Origin of the sequence: Streptomyces sp. NPDC001914 (assembly GCF_042891215.1) — a bacterium.
Classification (GTDB): Bacteria; Actinomycetota; Actinomycetes; order Streptomycetales; family Streptomycetaceae; genus Streptomyces.
Genome location: NZ_JBIASW010000009.1, coordinates 134674 through 149147, shown reverse-complemented (window position 1 = coordinate 149147; position 14474 = coordinate 134674). Strand labels below are relative to the sequence as shown.

General features: G+C 70.9%; 10 protein-coding genes. 5 read left to right on the top strand and 5 right to left on the bottom strand.

All coding sequences use genetic code 11. From position 1 onward, the window contains the following. Nucleotides 1-73: 73 nt before the first annotated feature. Both ACFYYF_RS25375 and ACFYYF_RS25370 read right to left on the bottom strand, forming a co-directional pair. Nucleotides 74-1009, bottom strand: a complete 936-nt coding sequence (locus ACFYYF_RS25375) for a GNAT family N-acetyltransferase (RefSeq protein WP_388779490.1) — start codon at nucleotides 1007-1009, stop codon at nucleotides 74-76. Nucleotides 1010-1588: 579 nt separating this feature from the next. After that, nucleotides 1589-2638, bottom strand: a complete 1050-nt coding sequence (locus ACFYYF_RS25370) for a LacI family DNA-binding transcriptional regulator (RefSeq protein WP_361683595.1) — start codon at nucleotides 2636-2638, stop codon at nucleotides 1589-1591. Between the two features lie 316 nt (nucleotides 2639-2954). Between ACFYYF_RS25370 and ACFYYF_RS25365 the strand changes: the two genes are divergently transcribed. The 5 genes from ACFYYF_RS25365 to ACFYYF_RS25345 all read left to right on the top strand — a co-directional run bounded on the left by ACFYYF_RS25365 (nucleotide 2955) and on the right by ACFYYF_RS25345 (nucleotide 10288). After that, nucleotides 2955-4106: a Gfo/Idh/MocA family protein gene (locus ACFYYF_RS25365; protein WP_388779487.1), complete on the top strand. Its 1152-nt coding sequence runs from the start codon at nucleotides 2955-2957 to the stop codon at nucleotides 4104-4106. Further along, complete coding sequence (locus tag ACFYYF_RS25360) at nucleotides 4103-5260, top strand: dihydrodipicolinate synthase family protein (protein WP_388779484.1); 1158 nt, start codon at nucleotides 4103-4105, stop codon at nucleotides 5258-5260. Before ACFYYF_RS25365 ends, ACFYYF_RS25360 begins: the two co-directional genes overlap by 4 nt. Then, complete coding sequence (locus ACFYYF_RS25355; protein ID WP_388779481.1) at nucleotides 5257-6087, top strand: sugar phosphate isomerase/epimerase family protein; 831 nt, start codon at nucleotides 5257-5259, stop codon at nucleotides 6085-6087. Before ACFYYF_RS25360 ends, ACFYYF_RS25355 begins: the two co-directional genes overlap by 4 nt. 369 nt (nucleotides 6088-6456) lie before the next feature. Then, complete coding sequence (locus tag ACFYYF_RS25350) at nucleotides 6457-8712, top strand: ATP-dependent RecD-like DNA helicase (RefSeq protein ID WP_361683603.1); 2256 nt, start codon at nucleotides 6457-6459, stop codon at nucleotides 8710-8712. Nucleotides 8713-8998: 286 nt separating this feature from the next. Then, nucleotides 8999-10288 carry a citrate synthase gene (locus ACFYYF_RS25345; protein WP_361683605.1) on the top strand — a complete coding sequence of 430 codons (1290 nt, stop codon included), beginning with the start codon at nucleotides 8999-9001 and terminating at the stop codon, nucleotides 10286-10288. A 578-nt stretch (nucleotides 10289-10866) separates the two neighbouring features. On the opposite strand, the gene ACFYYF_RS25340 is transcribed toward ACFYYF_RS25345, so the two are convergent. The 3 genes from ACFYYF_RS25340 to ACFYYF_RS25330 form a co-directional block, all read right to left on the bottom strand. After that, a complete protein-coding gene (locus tag ACFYYF_RS25340; protein WP_388779477.1) occupies nucleotides 10867-13110 on the bottom strand; it encodes a heavy metal translocating P-type ATPase in 2244 nt (747 codons plus the stop codon). Nucleotides 13111-13206: 96 nt separating this feature from the next. Further along, nucleotides 13207-13446, bottom strand: a complete 240-nt coding sequence (locus ACFYYF_RS25335) for a heavy-metal-associated domain-containing protein (RefSeq protein WP_361683609.1) — start codon at nucleotides 13444-13446, stop codon at nucleotides 13207-13209. A 335-nt stretch (nucleotides 13447-13781) separates the two neighbouring features. Continuing rightward, nucleotides 13782-14456: a TetR/AcrR family transcriptional regulator gene (locus ACFYYF_RS25330; RefSeq protein ID WP_361683611.1), complete on the bottom strand. Its 675-nt coding sequence runs from the start codon at nucleotides 14454-14456 to the stop codon at nucleotides 13782-13784. Nucleotides 14457-14474 lie beyond the last annotated feature (18 nt).

The window sequence follows — 14474 nt, the reverse complement described above, 5'->3', positions numbered from 1 at the left end:
TTCTGCGATGCGACTTCGTTCAACGGGCGGACAGCGTGTCCGAACTCCGGACGGGGTGGTGTCCCGCCCGGGGTCATTCCCGGCCGGCGCGCAGGTCAAGCCGCCAGTCCTGGCCGGTCAGGTCCGCGCCGAAGGACCGGTGCGGCTTCTCGGCGACCAGGGCGAAGCCGTGGCGCAGGTAGATCCGCCGGGCGGCGGCCAGGACGTCGTTGGTCCACAGCACGAGGTCGTGATAGCCGACGCCGCGTGCGAACTCGGTGACGGCGCCGACGAGGCGGTCGCCGATGCCGAGGCCGCGCGTCTCCGGCTCGACCAGCAGCAGCCGGAGGCGGGCGGTGCCGGGTGCGTCGTCCCGTACGCACATCACGCACCCGACGGGCCGTCCGTCGAGCTCGGCGATCCACACCCGTTCCAGGTGGGGGTCGTGGTCCTCGGCGAAGTCGGCGACGATCCTCGCGACCAGGCCCTCGTAGTCGGCGTTCCAGCCGTACTCCGCCGCGTACAGCGCGGCGTTGCGCTGCACGATCCAGCCGAGGTCGCCCGGGCCCGGTTCGCGCAGGAGGACGTCCTCGGGGCCCGGTGCGGCCCGGCCGTCCCCGAGGAGGGTCCGCACCGTGCGCATCGCCTCCGCGAGCCGCGGCCGGTCGGCGGGCGGCACGGTCACCAGCAGGGTGCCCACGGTCTGGCGCGCCCGCTCGTCGAGGAGCGCTGCGGCCTCCCGGCCACGTGCGGTGAGCGTGATCCGGCGGCGCCGCGGGTCCTGCTCGGACGCGGCCCGCTCGACCAGGCCGTCCTGCTCGAACTTCTTCAGGATCCGGCTCAGATAGCCGGAGTCCAGGGCGAGTCGGGTCCGCAGGTCGGCGGCGTCCGCCTGCGGCGTGTGCGCCAGTTCGTACAGGACGCGGGACTCGGTCAGGGTGTACGGCGCGTACAGGTGGCGGCCGTGGTCGAGCGCGCCGATGACGTTCGCGTAGAAGCGGTTGAAGGAGCGGATGTCCTGGACGGTCACGATCGCCCCCGAAGGCTGACTCAGTCAGAGAAATTCGCCACCCCGAGCATAGAACCGCCGCCCCCTCGGGCCCACCCTCTCGGTTCCGGTCCGGCGGGTGGGTCGGGGCCGCGCCGGTGCATCAGGCCGCCGCTGTCGGGCAGAGAGGTGACCGTTAGTGGCGACGGCCATCGATGTACCGCCACGTCCCCTCACGCCGCATTCCGACTGCGGATACGTCGTGGTGACCCGTCCGTGCCGCTCCGCCGGATCCCGGCTGCGGATGCGTCGTGGTGACCGCGCCCAGGACAAATCCACTCCCGGCCCAGGCAATTCCAGCCCCGACCGGCGAAAGCCTCAGCCCCGGGGGCCCACTTCTCGGGTACCGGGCAACATTCAGCCCCTCCGGCGTTTGAGGAGCGGGGTCTGGGGCGGAGCCCCGGGGGCCCACCTCTCGGGTGCGGGGCAACAATCCAGCCCCTCCGGCGATTGAGGAGCGGGGTCTGGGGCGGAGCCCCAGGTACGGGACGGGTAGGGGCGGAGGGGGCGAAGAAAGCCTGGGGTTCTGGGAGACCCCGGGGAAGCCGGGGAAACGGTGCGTCAGGCTCGGGGGCTGCTGGTGGAGCCGCGGACCATCAGTTCGCCTCGTACCGTCGCAATCCCCCCCGGCGGCGGCTCCTCCCGCCCCATGGCGACCCGCCCGGCCCGCGCCCCGGCCTCGGACAGAGGCAACCGCACGGTAGTGAGGGCAGGCACCGCATCGATGCTGAACGGCAGATCGTCGAAGCCCGCGACGGACACGTCGTCCGGGATCCGCAGCCCGGAGTCCCGCAACGCCGCACAGGCCCCCAGCGCCACGGTGTCGTTGGCGGCGACGACCGCCGTCAACGACGCATCCCGGCGCAGGAGTTCGAGCGTCGCCTCGTACCCGGACCGGCGGTCGTAACGCCCGTGCACGGTACGCCGGGCCTCGTCCTCGATGCCGTGGGCGTCGAGCGCGGCCCGGTGCCCCTCCAGCCGGTGGCGGGTCGTCGTGCGTTCCCCGGGACCCGCGATGTAACCGAGCCGCCGGTGCCCGAGGCCGATGAGGTGCTCGGTGAGCTGCCGCCCGCCCCCGCGGTTGTCGAAGGTGAGCGCGATCGCGTCGGGCGCCTCCGGCGCGGGCGGCCGCCCGCACAGCACGACCCGCGTACCCGCCTCCGTCAGCTTGCGCAGCTTGGCGGCGACCGCGCCCGCGTGCGCGGTGTCCTCTATCGCACCGCCGGTGAGCACGACCGCGGCCGCCCGCTGGCGCTGCAGGAGCGTGAGATAGGTCAGCTCGCGCTCCGGGGAGCCGCCGGTGTTGCAGACGACCCCGAGCCGTTCCCCGCCCGCGCGCCCCCCGGGCCCGCCGATCTCCGACTGGATGGCCGCGGCCATGATCCCGAAGAAGGGGTCGGCGATGTCGTTGACCAGGATGCCGACGAGGTCGGAGGTCGCCGCGGCCAGCGAACTCGCCGGCCCGTTCAGCACGTAGTCCAGCTCGTCCACCGCCCGCAGCACCCGCTCGCGCGTGGAGGAGGCCACGGGGTAGTTCCCGTTCAGCACGCGCGACACCGTCGCGGGAGAGACCTGCGCGCGGGCCGCCACGTCCGCCAGGGTCACCGTCATCTCGTCGTCCTCCGGTCGCGCGTTGTCGTGCCACTTCGTACGGGTCGTACATGCCGTACGTCGTCGTGCCTGGTCATGTCTCGTCGTACGGCGTCGAACACGGAGCCGAAGGCCCGGTGCGCCGCTTCCTGTGGGCAGGGTCCGTGCAGACCATACGGCCATCCGCCCCCGTTGTTCGCCCCCTCGAACAACTCGCCTTCGCAGTGGTCTTGTCCACACCACGGAACAGAGGCTAGCTTCTCAGAGGATAGAAAGCGCTTGCTGCCACGCTCGCCAGTCAGCGTGCGCGGCGCCCGAGGCGTACGGAGGGAAAGACGTGACACGCAAGACGGTGCGGATCGCCATGAACGGCGTGACGGGACGCATGGGCTACCGCCAGCACCTCGTCCGCTCGATACTCGCCCTGCGCGAGCAGGGCGGCCTCGACCTCGGCGACGGCACCGTGCTGTGGCCCGAACCCGTCCTCGTCGGCCGTCGCGAGGACGCCCTGAGGGCACTCGCCGAGCGGCACGGCCTCGGCCACTGGTCGACGGACCTGGACGCGGTGCTCGCGGATCCGTCCGTCGACCTCTACTTCGACGCCCAGGTGACCTCCGCCCGCGAGGAGGCCCTGAGGAAGGCCGTCGCCGCGGGCAAGCACGTCTACACGGAGAAGCCGACCGCCACCGGGTTCGAAGGAGCCCTCGAACTGGCCCGCCTCGCGCACGCCGCCGGCGTCCGGCACGGTGTCGTCCAGGACAAGCTCTTCCTGCCCGGCCTGCTCAAGCTGAAGAGGCTGATCGACGGCGGGTTCTTCGGCCGGATCCTGTCCGTGCGCGGGGAGTTCGGCTACTGGGTCTTCGAGGGCGACTGGCAGGACGCCCAGCGGCCCTCCTGGAACTACCGGGCCGAGGACGGCGGCGGCATCGTCGTCGACATGTTCCCGCACTGGGAGTACGTCCTGCACGAACTCTTCGGCCGGGTCACCTCGGTGCAGGCGCTGACCGCCACCCACGTCCCGCAGCGCTGGGACGAACGGGGCAAGCCCTACGACGCCACGGCCGACGACGCGGCCTACGGCATCTTCGAACTGGAGGGCGGCGCGGTCGCCCAGATCAACTCCTCCTGGACCGTGCGGGTCAACCGCGACGAACTCGTGGAGTTCCAGGTCGACGGCACGGAGGGCTCGGCCGTCGCCGGACTGCGCAACTGTCGTGTCCAGCACCGCGGTTCCACCCCCAAGCCGGTCTGGAACCCGGACATCCCGGCCACCTACTCCTTCCGCGACCAGTGGCAGGAGGTCCCCGACAACGCCGAGTTCGACAACGGCTTCAAGGCCCAGTGGGAGCTGTTCCTGCGGCACGTCTACACCGACGCCCCCTACCGCTGGGACCTCCTCGCCGGCGCCCGCGGCGTCCAACTCGCCGAACTGGGGCTGAAGTCCTCGGCCGAGGGCCGCCGCCTCGACGTACCGGAGATCACGCTGTGACCATCCGACTCCCCGACGCCGGCGGCCGGTTGCGGATCCACGAGCCGCGCACGGACCCGCTCGCCGCCCTCCCCACGGACGGGCTCCTCCTCTCCCGTACGGTCTTCGCCGCCGCGCACGTCGTCGCCGACCCGTACGCGGACGTCTCGCCCGGCGGGCCCGCCGCCGTCGACTGGGACGCCACCCTCGCCTTCCGGCGCCATCTGTGGTCGCACGGCCTCGGTGTCGCCGAGGCGATGGACACCGCCCAGCGCGGGATGGGCCTGGACTGGGCCGGGGCGGCCGAACTGATCCGGAGGTCCGCGGCCGAGGCCAGGGCCGCCGGCGGCAGGATCGCCTGCGGCGTCGGCACCGACCAGCTCACCGGCCCGGCCACGCTCCCCGAGGTCCGGGCCGCCTACGAGGAACAGCTCGCCCTCGTCGAGGAGTCGGGCGCGCAGCCGGTCCTGATGGCCTCCCGCGCGCTCGCCCGGGCCGCCACCGGCCCCGAGGACTACCTCGACGTCTACGGCCATCTCCTGCGCCAGGCGGCCGGCCCGGTGATCCTGCACTGGCTGGGCCCGATGTTCGACCCGGCCCTCGCCGGCTACTGGGGCTCGGGCGACCTGGACGCGGCGACCGAGGTGTTCCTGAAGGTGATCGCCGACCGTCCGGACAAGGTGGACGGAGTCAAGGTCTCCCTGCTGGACGCCGGACGGGAGGTGGCACTGCGCCGCCGCCTTCCCGACGGGGTGCGCTGCTACACCGGCGACGACTTCAACTACGCCGAGCTGATCGCGGGCGACGAGAGCGGCTTCAGCCACGCATTGCTCGGCGTCTTCGACCCGCTCGCCCCCCTCGCCGCCCGGGCGGTGCGCGTCCTGGACTCCGGAGACACCAAGGGCTTCCGTGAACTTCTCGATCCCACGGTCGAGTTGGCCCGGCATCTCTTCCAGCCGCCGACCCGCTTCTACAAGACGGGTGTCGTCCTGCTGGCCTGGCTCGCGGGCCACCAGGACCACTTCGCGATGGTGGGCGGCCTCCAGTCGGCACGCTCCCTGCCCCATCTCGCCCGCGCCTACGAACTGGCCGACGGACTGGGCCTGTTCCCCGATCCGTTGCGCGCCGAGGCTCGGATGAAGACCCTGCTCGCCCTGTACGGAGTGTCCTCATGAGCAGCCTCGCCCGCTTCTCCGTCAACCAGATGACGGTCCGGCAGCTATCGATGCCCGAACTGGTCGCCGCCTGCCTGGAGTCGGGCGTCCCGGGTGTCGGCCTGTGGCGCGAGCCCGTGCGGTCGTACGGCCTCGACGCCACCGCGAAACTCGTCCACGACGCGGGTCTGGCCGTCACGACCCTGTGCCGGGGCGGCTTCCTCACGGCGATCGACCCGGGGGAGCGGCGGCGCGCGCTGGACGACAACCGGGCCGCCGTCGACGAGGCGGCCGCCCTCGGCACCGACACCCTCGTCCTGGTCTCCGGCGGCCTGCCGCTCGGCTCGAAGGACCTGCACGGCGCCCGGGAGCGCATCGCCGACGCGCTCGGCGAACTGGGCCCGTACGCCGCCTCCCGCGGGGTGCGGCTCGCCGTCGAACCGCTCCACCCCATGTACGCGGCCGACCGCTGCGTGGTCTCCACCCTCGCCCAGGCGCTGGACCTCGCGGAACGCTTCCCCGCCGACCAGGTGGGCGTCACCGTCGACACGTACCACCTCTGGTGGGACGACACGGCGCCCGCCCAGATCGCCCGTGCGGGGGCGGGCGGCCGCATCCACGGCTTCCAGCTCGCCGACTGGACCACCCCGCTTCCCGAGGGGGTCCTCGTCGGCCGCGGGCAGCTCGGCGACGGCTCGGTCGACTTCCGCGCCTGGCGCGGCCTGGTCGAGGCGGCGGGCTACACCGGGCCCATCGAGGTCGAGCTCTTCAACGAACAACTGTGGGCCAGGGACGGGCGCGAGGTGTTGGCGGAGACGGCGGCGCGGTTCGTGGAGCACGCCGGGTAGCGGGTCCGGGGCGTCGGCGGGGTGCGGGAGGGACGGTGGAAAGGGGTGCGGCAGGGACGGCGGAAAAAATCTTCGGAACTCCGTGCAACCCTTCCGCGACCTCGTGGGTCGTACGTGGCATCAGGACCTTTGGAGGGGGATCCGGGGGGATCGCGGGGGTTCTGATACGGAGGGGAAAGCCGAGGGGCCCGGTCGACGGACCGGGCCCCTCGAAGTCTTCCGGGACCCGACTTCTCCGGAATCGACTTCTCCGGGCCCGAGGATCTTCGGGACCCGAGGTACTCCGGCCCCGAAGTCTCCCGTGGTCCCGACCGGGTGAGTCCTTCACCGCGCCCGGGCGCTGTCGGTGGCGGGCGGTACCGTCGGATCATGACCGATCAGGCGGGGGCCGCCCAGCAGGGCGAGCGGCGACTGGCCACGCTGGAAGGCGTGCTCGAACGCATCACGTACGCCAACGAGGAGAACGGCTACACGGTCGCCCGGGTCGACACCGGCCGGGGCGCCGGCGATCTGCTCACCGTCGTCGGCTCCCTCCTCGGCGCCCAGGTCGGCGAGTCGCTGCGCATGGAGGGCCGCTGGGGCTCCCACCCGCAGTACGGCAAGCAGTTCACCGTGGAGAACTACACGACGGTGCTCCCCGCCACCGTCCAGGGCATCCGCCGCTATCTCGGATCCGGCCTGGTCAAAGGCATCGGACCGGTCTTCGCCGACCGCATCACCGAGCACTTCGGCCTGGACACCCTGCGGATCATCGAGGAGGAGCCGAAGCGGCTCATCGAGGTCCCCGGACTCGGCCCCAAGCGCACGGGGAGGATCGCCGACGCCTGGGAGGAGCAGAAGGCGATCAAGGAGGTCATGCTCTTCCTCCAGACCGTGGAGGTGTCCACCTCCATCGCGGTCCGCATCTACAAGAAGTACGGCGACGCCTCGATCTCGGTCGTGAAGAACCAGCCCTACCGCCTGGCGTCCGACGTGTGGGGCATCGGCTTCCTCACCGCCGACAAGATCGCCCAGTCCGTCGGCATCCCGCACGACAGCCCCGAGCGCGTCAAGGCGGGCCTGCAGTACGCCCTGTCGCAGTCCACCGACCAGGGCCACTGCTATCTCCCCGAGGAGCGGCTGATCGCGGACGCGGTGAAGCTGCTCCAGGTCGACACCGGCCTGGTCATCGAGTGCCTGGCCGAGCTGGCGGCCCCCGCCGAGGACGGCGAGGACCCCGGAGTCGTACGGGAGAAGGTCCCGGGCCCGGACGGCGGCGACCCGGTGACGGCGGTCTACCTCGTCCCCTTCCACCGCGCCGAACTCTCGCTCTCCGCGCAGGTGCTGCGCCTGCTGCGCAGCGAACGTGACCGGATGCCCGGCTTCCGTGACGTGGCCTGGGACAAGGCGCTGGCCTGGCTGAGGGGGCGCACGGGCGCGGAGCTGGCCCCCGAGCAGGAGGCCGCGGTCCGGCTCGCGCTCACCGAGAAGGTCGCCGTGCTGACCGGGGGCCCGGGCTGCGGCAAGTCGTTCACGGTCCGCTCGATCGTGGAGCTGGCCCGCGCCAAGAAGGCGAAGGTGCTCCTCGCGGCGCCCACCGGCCGCGCGGCCAAGCGTCTGGCCGAACTGACCGGGGCCGAGGCCTCCACCGTGCACCGGCTTCTTGAGCTCAAGCCGGGCGGTGACGCGGCCTACGACAAGGACCGCCCGCTGGACGCCGACCTGGTCGTCGTGGACGAGGCCTCCATGCTCGACCTGCTGCTCGCCAACAAGCTGGTCAAGGCGGTGCCCCCGGGCGCCCATCTGCTCTTCGTCGGCGACGTCGACCAGCTTCCGAGCGTGGGCGCCGGCGAGGTGCTGCGCGATCTGCTCGCCGAGCGGGGCCCGGTCCCCGCGGTGCGCCTCACCAAGGTCTTCCGGCAGGCCCAGCAGTCCGGGGTGGTGACCAACGCGCACCGGATCAACTCCGGACACCATCCGGTCACCGACGGCATGAAGGACTTCTTCCTCTTCGTCGAGGACGACACCGAGGAGGCCGGGCGGCTCACGGTGGACGTGGCGGCCCGTCGGATTCCGGCCAAATTCGGGCTCGACCCCCGCCGGGACATCCAGGTCCTCGCGCCCATGCACCGGGGTCCGGCCGGCGCGGGGCTGCTGAACGGACTGCTCCAGCAGGCCATCACCCCCGGCCGCCCCGACCTCGCCGAGAAGCGGATCGGCGGGCGGGTCTTCCGGGTCGGCGACAAGGTCACCCAGATCCGCAACAACTATGACAAAGGGGAGAACGGCGTCTTCAACGGCACCGTGGGGGTCGTCACCTCCCTCGATCCCGTCGAGCAGCGGCTGACGGTGCGCACCGACGAGGACGAGGAGGTGCCGTACGAATTCGACGAGCTCGACGAACTGGCCCACGCCTACGCGGTGACCATCCACCGTTCCCAGGGCAGCGAGTACCCGGCGGTGGTGATCCCCGTGACCACGGGCGCCTGGATGATGCTCCAGCGCAATCTGCTCTACACGGCGGTCACCCGGGCCAAGAAGCTGGTCGTTCTCGTCGGTTCGCGCAAAGCGATAGGCCAGGCGGTGCGTACGGTGTCCGCGGGACGCCGGTGCACGGCCCTGGACTTCCGGCTGTCCGGCTCGTGAACCACCGCCCCGCGCACGGCCGATCGGGCCCGGCGCGGGCGGCCAACGGGGCCTTTCGGGCACGGGACGAGGGTCATCGGAAAAAATGATCGATCAAACGAGTCATGAAGGTCACAGAGCACTTCCGGTTGCGGGGCGGACGCGGCAGGATGAGCAGGTTGGCGGCACTCAGTGCCGCCAATAGGCCCAATGGTCGACCCCGAGTGCACTCTCCAGGGCCAAATGGGGGATGGTAGAGACAGTCAGGGCACCTCGAAGAAGAGGCACAACGTCGGTGAGGGATGACGTGAGCGACAACTCTGTAGTACTGCGGTTCGGCGATGGCGAGTACACCTACCCGGTGATCGACAGCACCGTCGGCGACAAGGGCTTCGACATCGGCAAGCTCCGGGCCCAGACCGGTCTGGTGACGCTGGACAGCGGGTACGGCAACACCGCCGCGTATAAATCCGCGATCACCTATCTCGACGGTGAGCAGGGGATCCTCCGCTACCGCGGCTACCCGATCGAGCAGCTCGCCGAGCGGTCCACCTTCCTTGAGGTGGCCTACCTGCTGATCAACGGCGAGCTTCCGAACATCGACGAGCTCTCCACCTTCAAGAACGAAATCACGCAGCACACCCTGCTGCACGAGGACGTCAAGAACTTCTACCGTGGCTTCCCGCGCGACGCCCACCCGATGGCGATGCTGTCGTCGGTCGTCTCGGCGCTGTCGACCTTCTACCAGGACAGCCACAACCCGTTCGACGAGAAGCAGCGCAACCTCTCCACGATCCGGCTGCTCGCCAAGCTGCCGACGATCGCGGCGTACGCGTACAAGAAGTCGGTCGGTCACCCCTTCGTGTACCCGCGCAACAACCTCGGCTACGTCGAGAACTTCCTGCGCATGACCTTCTCGGTCCCCGCGCAGGACTACGAGCTCGACCCGGTGGTCGTCTCCGCGCTCGACAAGCTGCTGATCCTGCACGCCGACCACGAGCAGAACTGTTCGACCTCGACCGTGCGTCTGGTCGGCTCCTCGCAGGCGAACATGTTCGCCTCGATCTCCGCCGGCATCTCCGCGCTGTGGGGCCCGCTGCACGGTGGCGCCAACCAGTCCGTCCTGGAGATGCTGGAGGGCATCCAGGCCAACGGCGGCGACGTCGACACCTTCATCCGCAAGGTGAAGAACAAGGAGGACGGCGTCCGCCTGATGGGCTTCGGCCACCGGGTGTACAAGTCCTTCGACCCGCGCGCGAAGATCATCAAGGCTGCCGCGCACGACGTCCTGTCCGCTCTCGGCAAGTCCGACGAGCTGCTGGACATCGCGCTCAAGCTGGAGGAGCACGCGCTCTCCGACGACTACTTCGTCTCGCGCAACCTCTACCCGAACGTCGACTTCTACACCGGCCTCATCTACCGGGCCATGGGCTTCCCGACCGAGATGTTCACGGTCCTGTTCGCCCTCGGCCGCCTGCCGGGCTGGATCGCCCAGTGGCACGAGATGATCAAGGAGCCCGGCTCCCGCATCGGCCGCCCGCGCCAGATCTACACGGGCATCGTCGAGCGCGACTTCGTCCCGGTCGAGGCCCGCTGAGGCTCGTACGCGACCACCGGGCTCCGTAGGCGGAGTCCGGTGAATCCGTGACGACACGAAAAACGGAAAGCGCCCTGCTACCGGTCCCCCCACGGGCCGGCAGTCAGGGCGCTTTCCTTGTCCCGGTGCGGATTCCCCCCACGGGATCCGGCCGGGCGTCTGTGGACAGCGCCTGAATCGCTGTGTGCCGGCACGGGCCGACGGTGAGGCGGGCGAGCGGAACTCGCCGTACTGCGGTGGTGCGGTGCGATCTGCCGGGACGCGTACGGATCGGGAGGGCCGCTCAAAGCTCCCCGCTGTACGTGCCCCGGCGACGCAATTTCCGGGAACGTCCCCCAAGACATCCCCAGATGCCAGTCGCGCCCCCCAAGACGCTTCTGACATCGCCAACTTAGACTGACGAACCCCTTCGGTGGTTACGTTCACATCACTGTGATCTGGATCTCTTGCATATGTCCTGAAGATACGCAAGAGCCCCGATACGGGAATCGCGGACCAATCGTAAGGAAGATGCGCGAGCCTTGTGAAGAGCTTATGTGAGGCTCTCGTTGGACTCTAGGGGGACTCAGGCTCTGTCGTCACGCGAATGCTCTCAGTCGAAGGCTGTTCGTGACCACGAAAACGGACGAAAAGGCCATCGCGGCTCCCGCGATCATGGGATTCAGCAGTCCGGCCGCGGCCAGCGGAAGCGCCGCCACGTTGTATCCGAACGCCCAGACCAGGTTTCCCTTGATCGTCGAGAGCGTGGCGCGCGCCAGCCGGATCGCGTCGGCGGCCACCCGTAGATCCCCGCGCACGAGCGTCAGGTCGCTCGCCTCGATCGCCGCGTCCGTCCCCGTGCCCATCGCGAGGCCAAGATCGGCGGTGGCGAGTGCCGCCGCGTCGTTCACCCCGTCGCCGACCATCGCGACGGCCCGTCCCTCGCCCTGGAGCCGCGCGACCACGGCGACCTTGTCCTCGGGCAGCACCTCGGCGATCACGTCGGCCGGGCCGATGCCGACCTCCCGCGCCACGGCCTCGGCGACCGCCCGGTTGTCCCCGGTCAGCAGCATCGGCGTGAGCCCGAGGCCGCGCAGTTCGCGTACGGCCTCGGCGCTGGACTCCTTGACGGTGTCGGCGACGGCCAGGACGCCCGCCGCCGCGCCGTCCAGGGTGACCACCACGGCCGTACGGCCCGCGGCCTCGGCCCCGCTCTTCGCGTCCGCAAGCGTTTCCGGTAGCGCGCCGGGGAAGCGGCCGACGGCCACCTCGACGCCGTCGACCCGCCCGCGCACGCCCCGCCCCGGCACGTTCTCGAAGTGCTCGGGCGCCGGAAGGTCACCGACGCGCTCCTGAGCGCCTTCCGCGATCGCTCGGGCAACCGGATGCTCGGAGGCGTGTTCCAGGGCTCCCGCGAGCCGCAGGACGTCTTCCTCGGCCCGTCCCGGGGCGACGTGGACCTCGTGCAGGCTCATGCGGCCCGTCGTCACCGTGCCGGTCTTGTCCAGGAGGACGGTGTCGACGCGGCGGGTCGACTCCAGGACCTCGGGCCCCTTGATCAGGATGCCGAGCTGGGCGCCGCGGCCGGTGCCGACCATCAGGGCGGTCGGGGTGGCCAGGCCCAGCGCGCACGGGCAGGCGATGATCAGCACCGCGACGGCGGCGGTGAAGGCCGCGACCGTGTCCCCGGTGGCCGCGATCCAGACCCCGAAGGTGCCGAGCGCGATGAGCAGGACCACGGGCACGAAGACCCCGGAGATCCGGTCGGCCAGACGCTGCACCTCGGCCTTGCCGTTCTGCGCGTCCTCGACGAGCCGGGCCATCCGCGCGAGTTGCGTGTCCGCGCCGATCCGGGTGGCCTCGACGACGAGCCGGCCCCCGGCGTTGACGGTCGCGCCGGTGACGGCGTCCCCGACGCCCACGTCCACCGGTACCGACTCGCCGGTCAGCATGGACGCGTCCACGGCCGACGTGCCCTCGGCGACGGTCCCGTCGGTGGCGATCTTCTCGCCGGGCCGTACGACGAATCGGTCGCCGACGGCCAGCTGCGCCACGGGGAGGCGGACCTCACGGCCGTCCCGCAGGACGCTGACGTCCTTGGCGCCGAGCTCCAGCAGTGCCCGCAGCGCCGCTCCCGCGCGCCGCTTGGAGCGGGCCTCCAGGAAGCGGCCGAGCAGGATGAACGTGACGACACCCGCGGCGACCTCCAGATAGAGCGTGGAGGTGCCGTCCGTACGGGAGACGGTGAACTCGAAGCCGTGCCGCATGCCCGGCATCCCCGCGTCGCCGAAGAACAGCGCCCACAGGGACCAGCCGAACGCGGCGAGGGTGCCGACCGATACCAGGGTGTCCATGGTGGCCGCGCCGTGCCGCGCGTTCGTCGCGGCGGCCCGGTGGAAGGGCAGACCGCCCCAGACCACGACGGGCGCGGCGAGCGTCAGGGAGAGCCACTGCCAGTTGTCGAACTGGAGGGCCGGGATCATCGACATGAGGACGACGGGCAGGGCGAGCACCGCGGAGACGGTCAGCCGTTCGCGCAGGGCGGCCGTCTCGGGATCGTCGTCGGCCGCGGGCGCCTCCTGCTCGGGCGGCGCGGGCGGAGGGGGCTCCTCGGCGGTGTAGCCCGTCTTCACCACGGTGGCGATCAGGTCGGCGACCTGTACCCCCTCGGGGTAGGAGACCTTGGCCTTCTCCGTCGCGAAGTTGACCGTGGCGCTGACGCCGTCCATGCGGTTGAGCTTCTTCTCGACGCGGGCCGCGCAGGAGGCGCAGGTCATCCCGCCGATGGAGAGTTCGATCTCCGAGGTCGTGCCTATCGGCGTCTCGGGTGCTGCGGTGGTCATGGTGCGGCTCCAGGAAGGGGCCGGGCCGCGCGGAGCCGGTATCAGCCGGTCGGCACGGCCCGGTACGGAGAGGGAGAGCTGCGGGGGGGGGCTTGCTCAGGCCAGGCCGACGAGCTCGAAGCCCGCCTCGTCGACGGCGGCGCGGACGGCCTCCTCGTCGAGCGCCGCCGCGGAGACGACGGTGACCTCGCCGGTGGAGGCGACGGCCTTCACGGAGCTCACGCCGGGGATCGCGGAGATCTCGCCCCCGACGGAGCCTTCGCAGTGTCCACAGCTCATGCCGCTCACCTTGTACACGGTGGTGACGGAACCCGGGGTGTCGGTCTGGGCGGTCATGGCGTTACTCCTCATCGAGGCGTTCTGGGACGTACGTGTACGGGAGGGACCCCTGGGAACCCAGGGTTCCCCTCGATGCTCACCACACTATACCCCTAGGGGGTATTTCTCAAAGGTGCGTGGTGGGGGAGGTGAGGGGGTGTCGAAGGGGGCGCCGGCCGCCTCGGGGTGGGATGGAAGTGCCGTGAGGGTGCGGGGTGCGGGGACGGGTGCATGGTGCGGATCACGGGTCGATTTGTCCGAACCTTAGGGCACATGTCCCCGCTGTCGCGGGCCGGAGCGCTGATGCCGCCCCGCCCGCTCCGTCCGCCCTGCCTTGCCCGGTCCGGCGCGGCTCAGCCTCCGACGGGCGACCCGCTCGCGAGCAGCGGTTCCAGATAGCGGTGCATGACCGTCTTCAGTTCCGCGACGTAGCCGTCCCGTTCGGCGCCTTCGTGGGACATGACGAGCGTGAGGCCGGCCTTGAACAGATGGACCGTCATGTTCGCCGCGCGGGTGCGCTCGTCGGCGGGCAGGTCCGGCAGGCGGGCCGCGATCATCTCCTCGACGCGGGCGAGGAGGGTGCCGTGCAGGGTGCCGATCTCCTCGACGATCACTCCCGGCGTGTCGGCGCCGTGCATGAGGACGGCGAAGGCCGGGTTCTCGACGTTGAACGCGATCAGCGGGTCGAGGACCGCGTCGAGCATCCGGTCCAGCGGGAGATCGAGGTTCTCCTGGGCGAGCGCCTGTCCGTGCGAGTGGGCCCAGTGGTCGAGGAGCTGGTCGCTGAGGCCGACGGCGATGGCTTCCTTGTTCGGGAAGAACTGGTAGAGCGTGCCGGGCGAGACGCCGGCCTCGCGGGCGATGGCGTTGGTGCTCGCGGCGGTGTAGCCGGACCGGCAGAACACCGAGGCGGCGGCCTCGAGGAGCTGGGCGACGCGGCGCTCGCCGCGGGCCTGGCGGCGGCGCGGCTTCTCCTCGGCCCGCTGCTGTCGCTCGGGGGACTCCTCGGTCTGCTGCTTCTCGGGCACGGCTCATCCCCAGCTTCT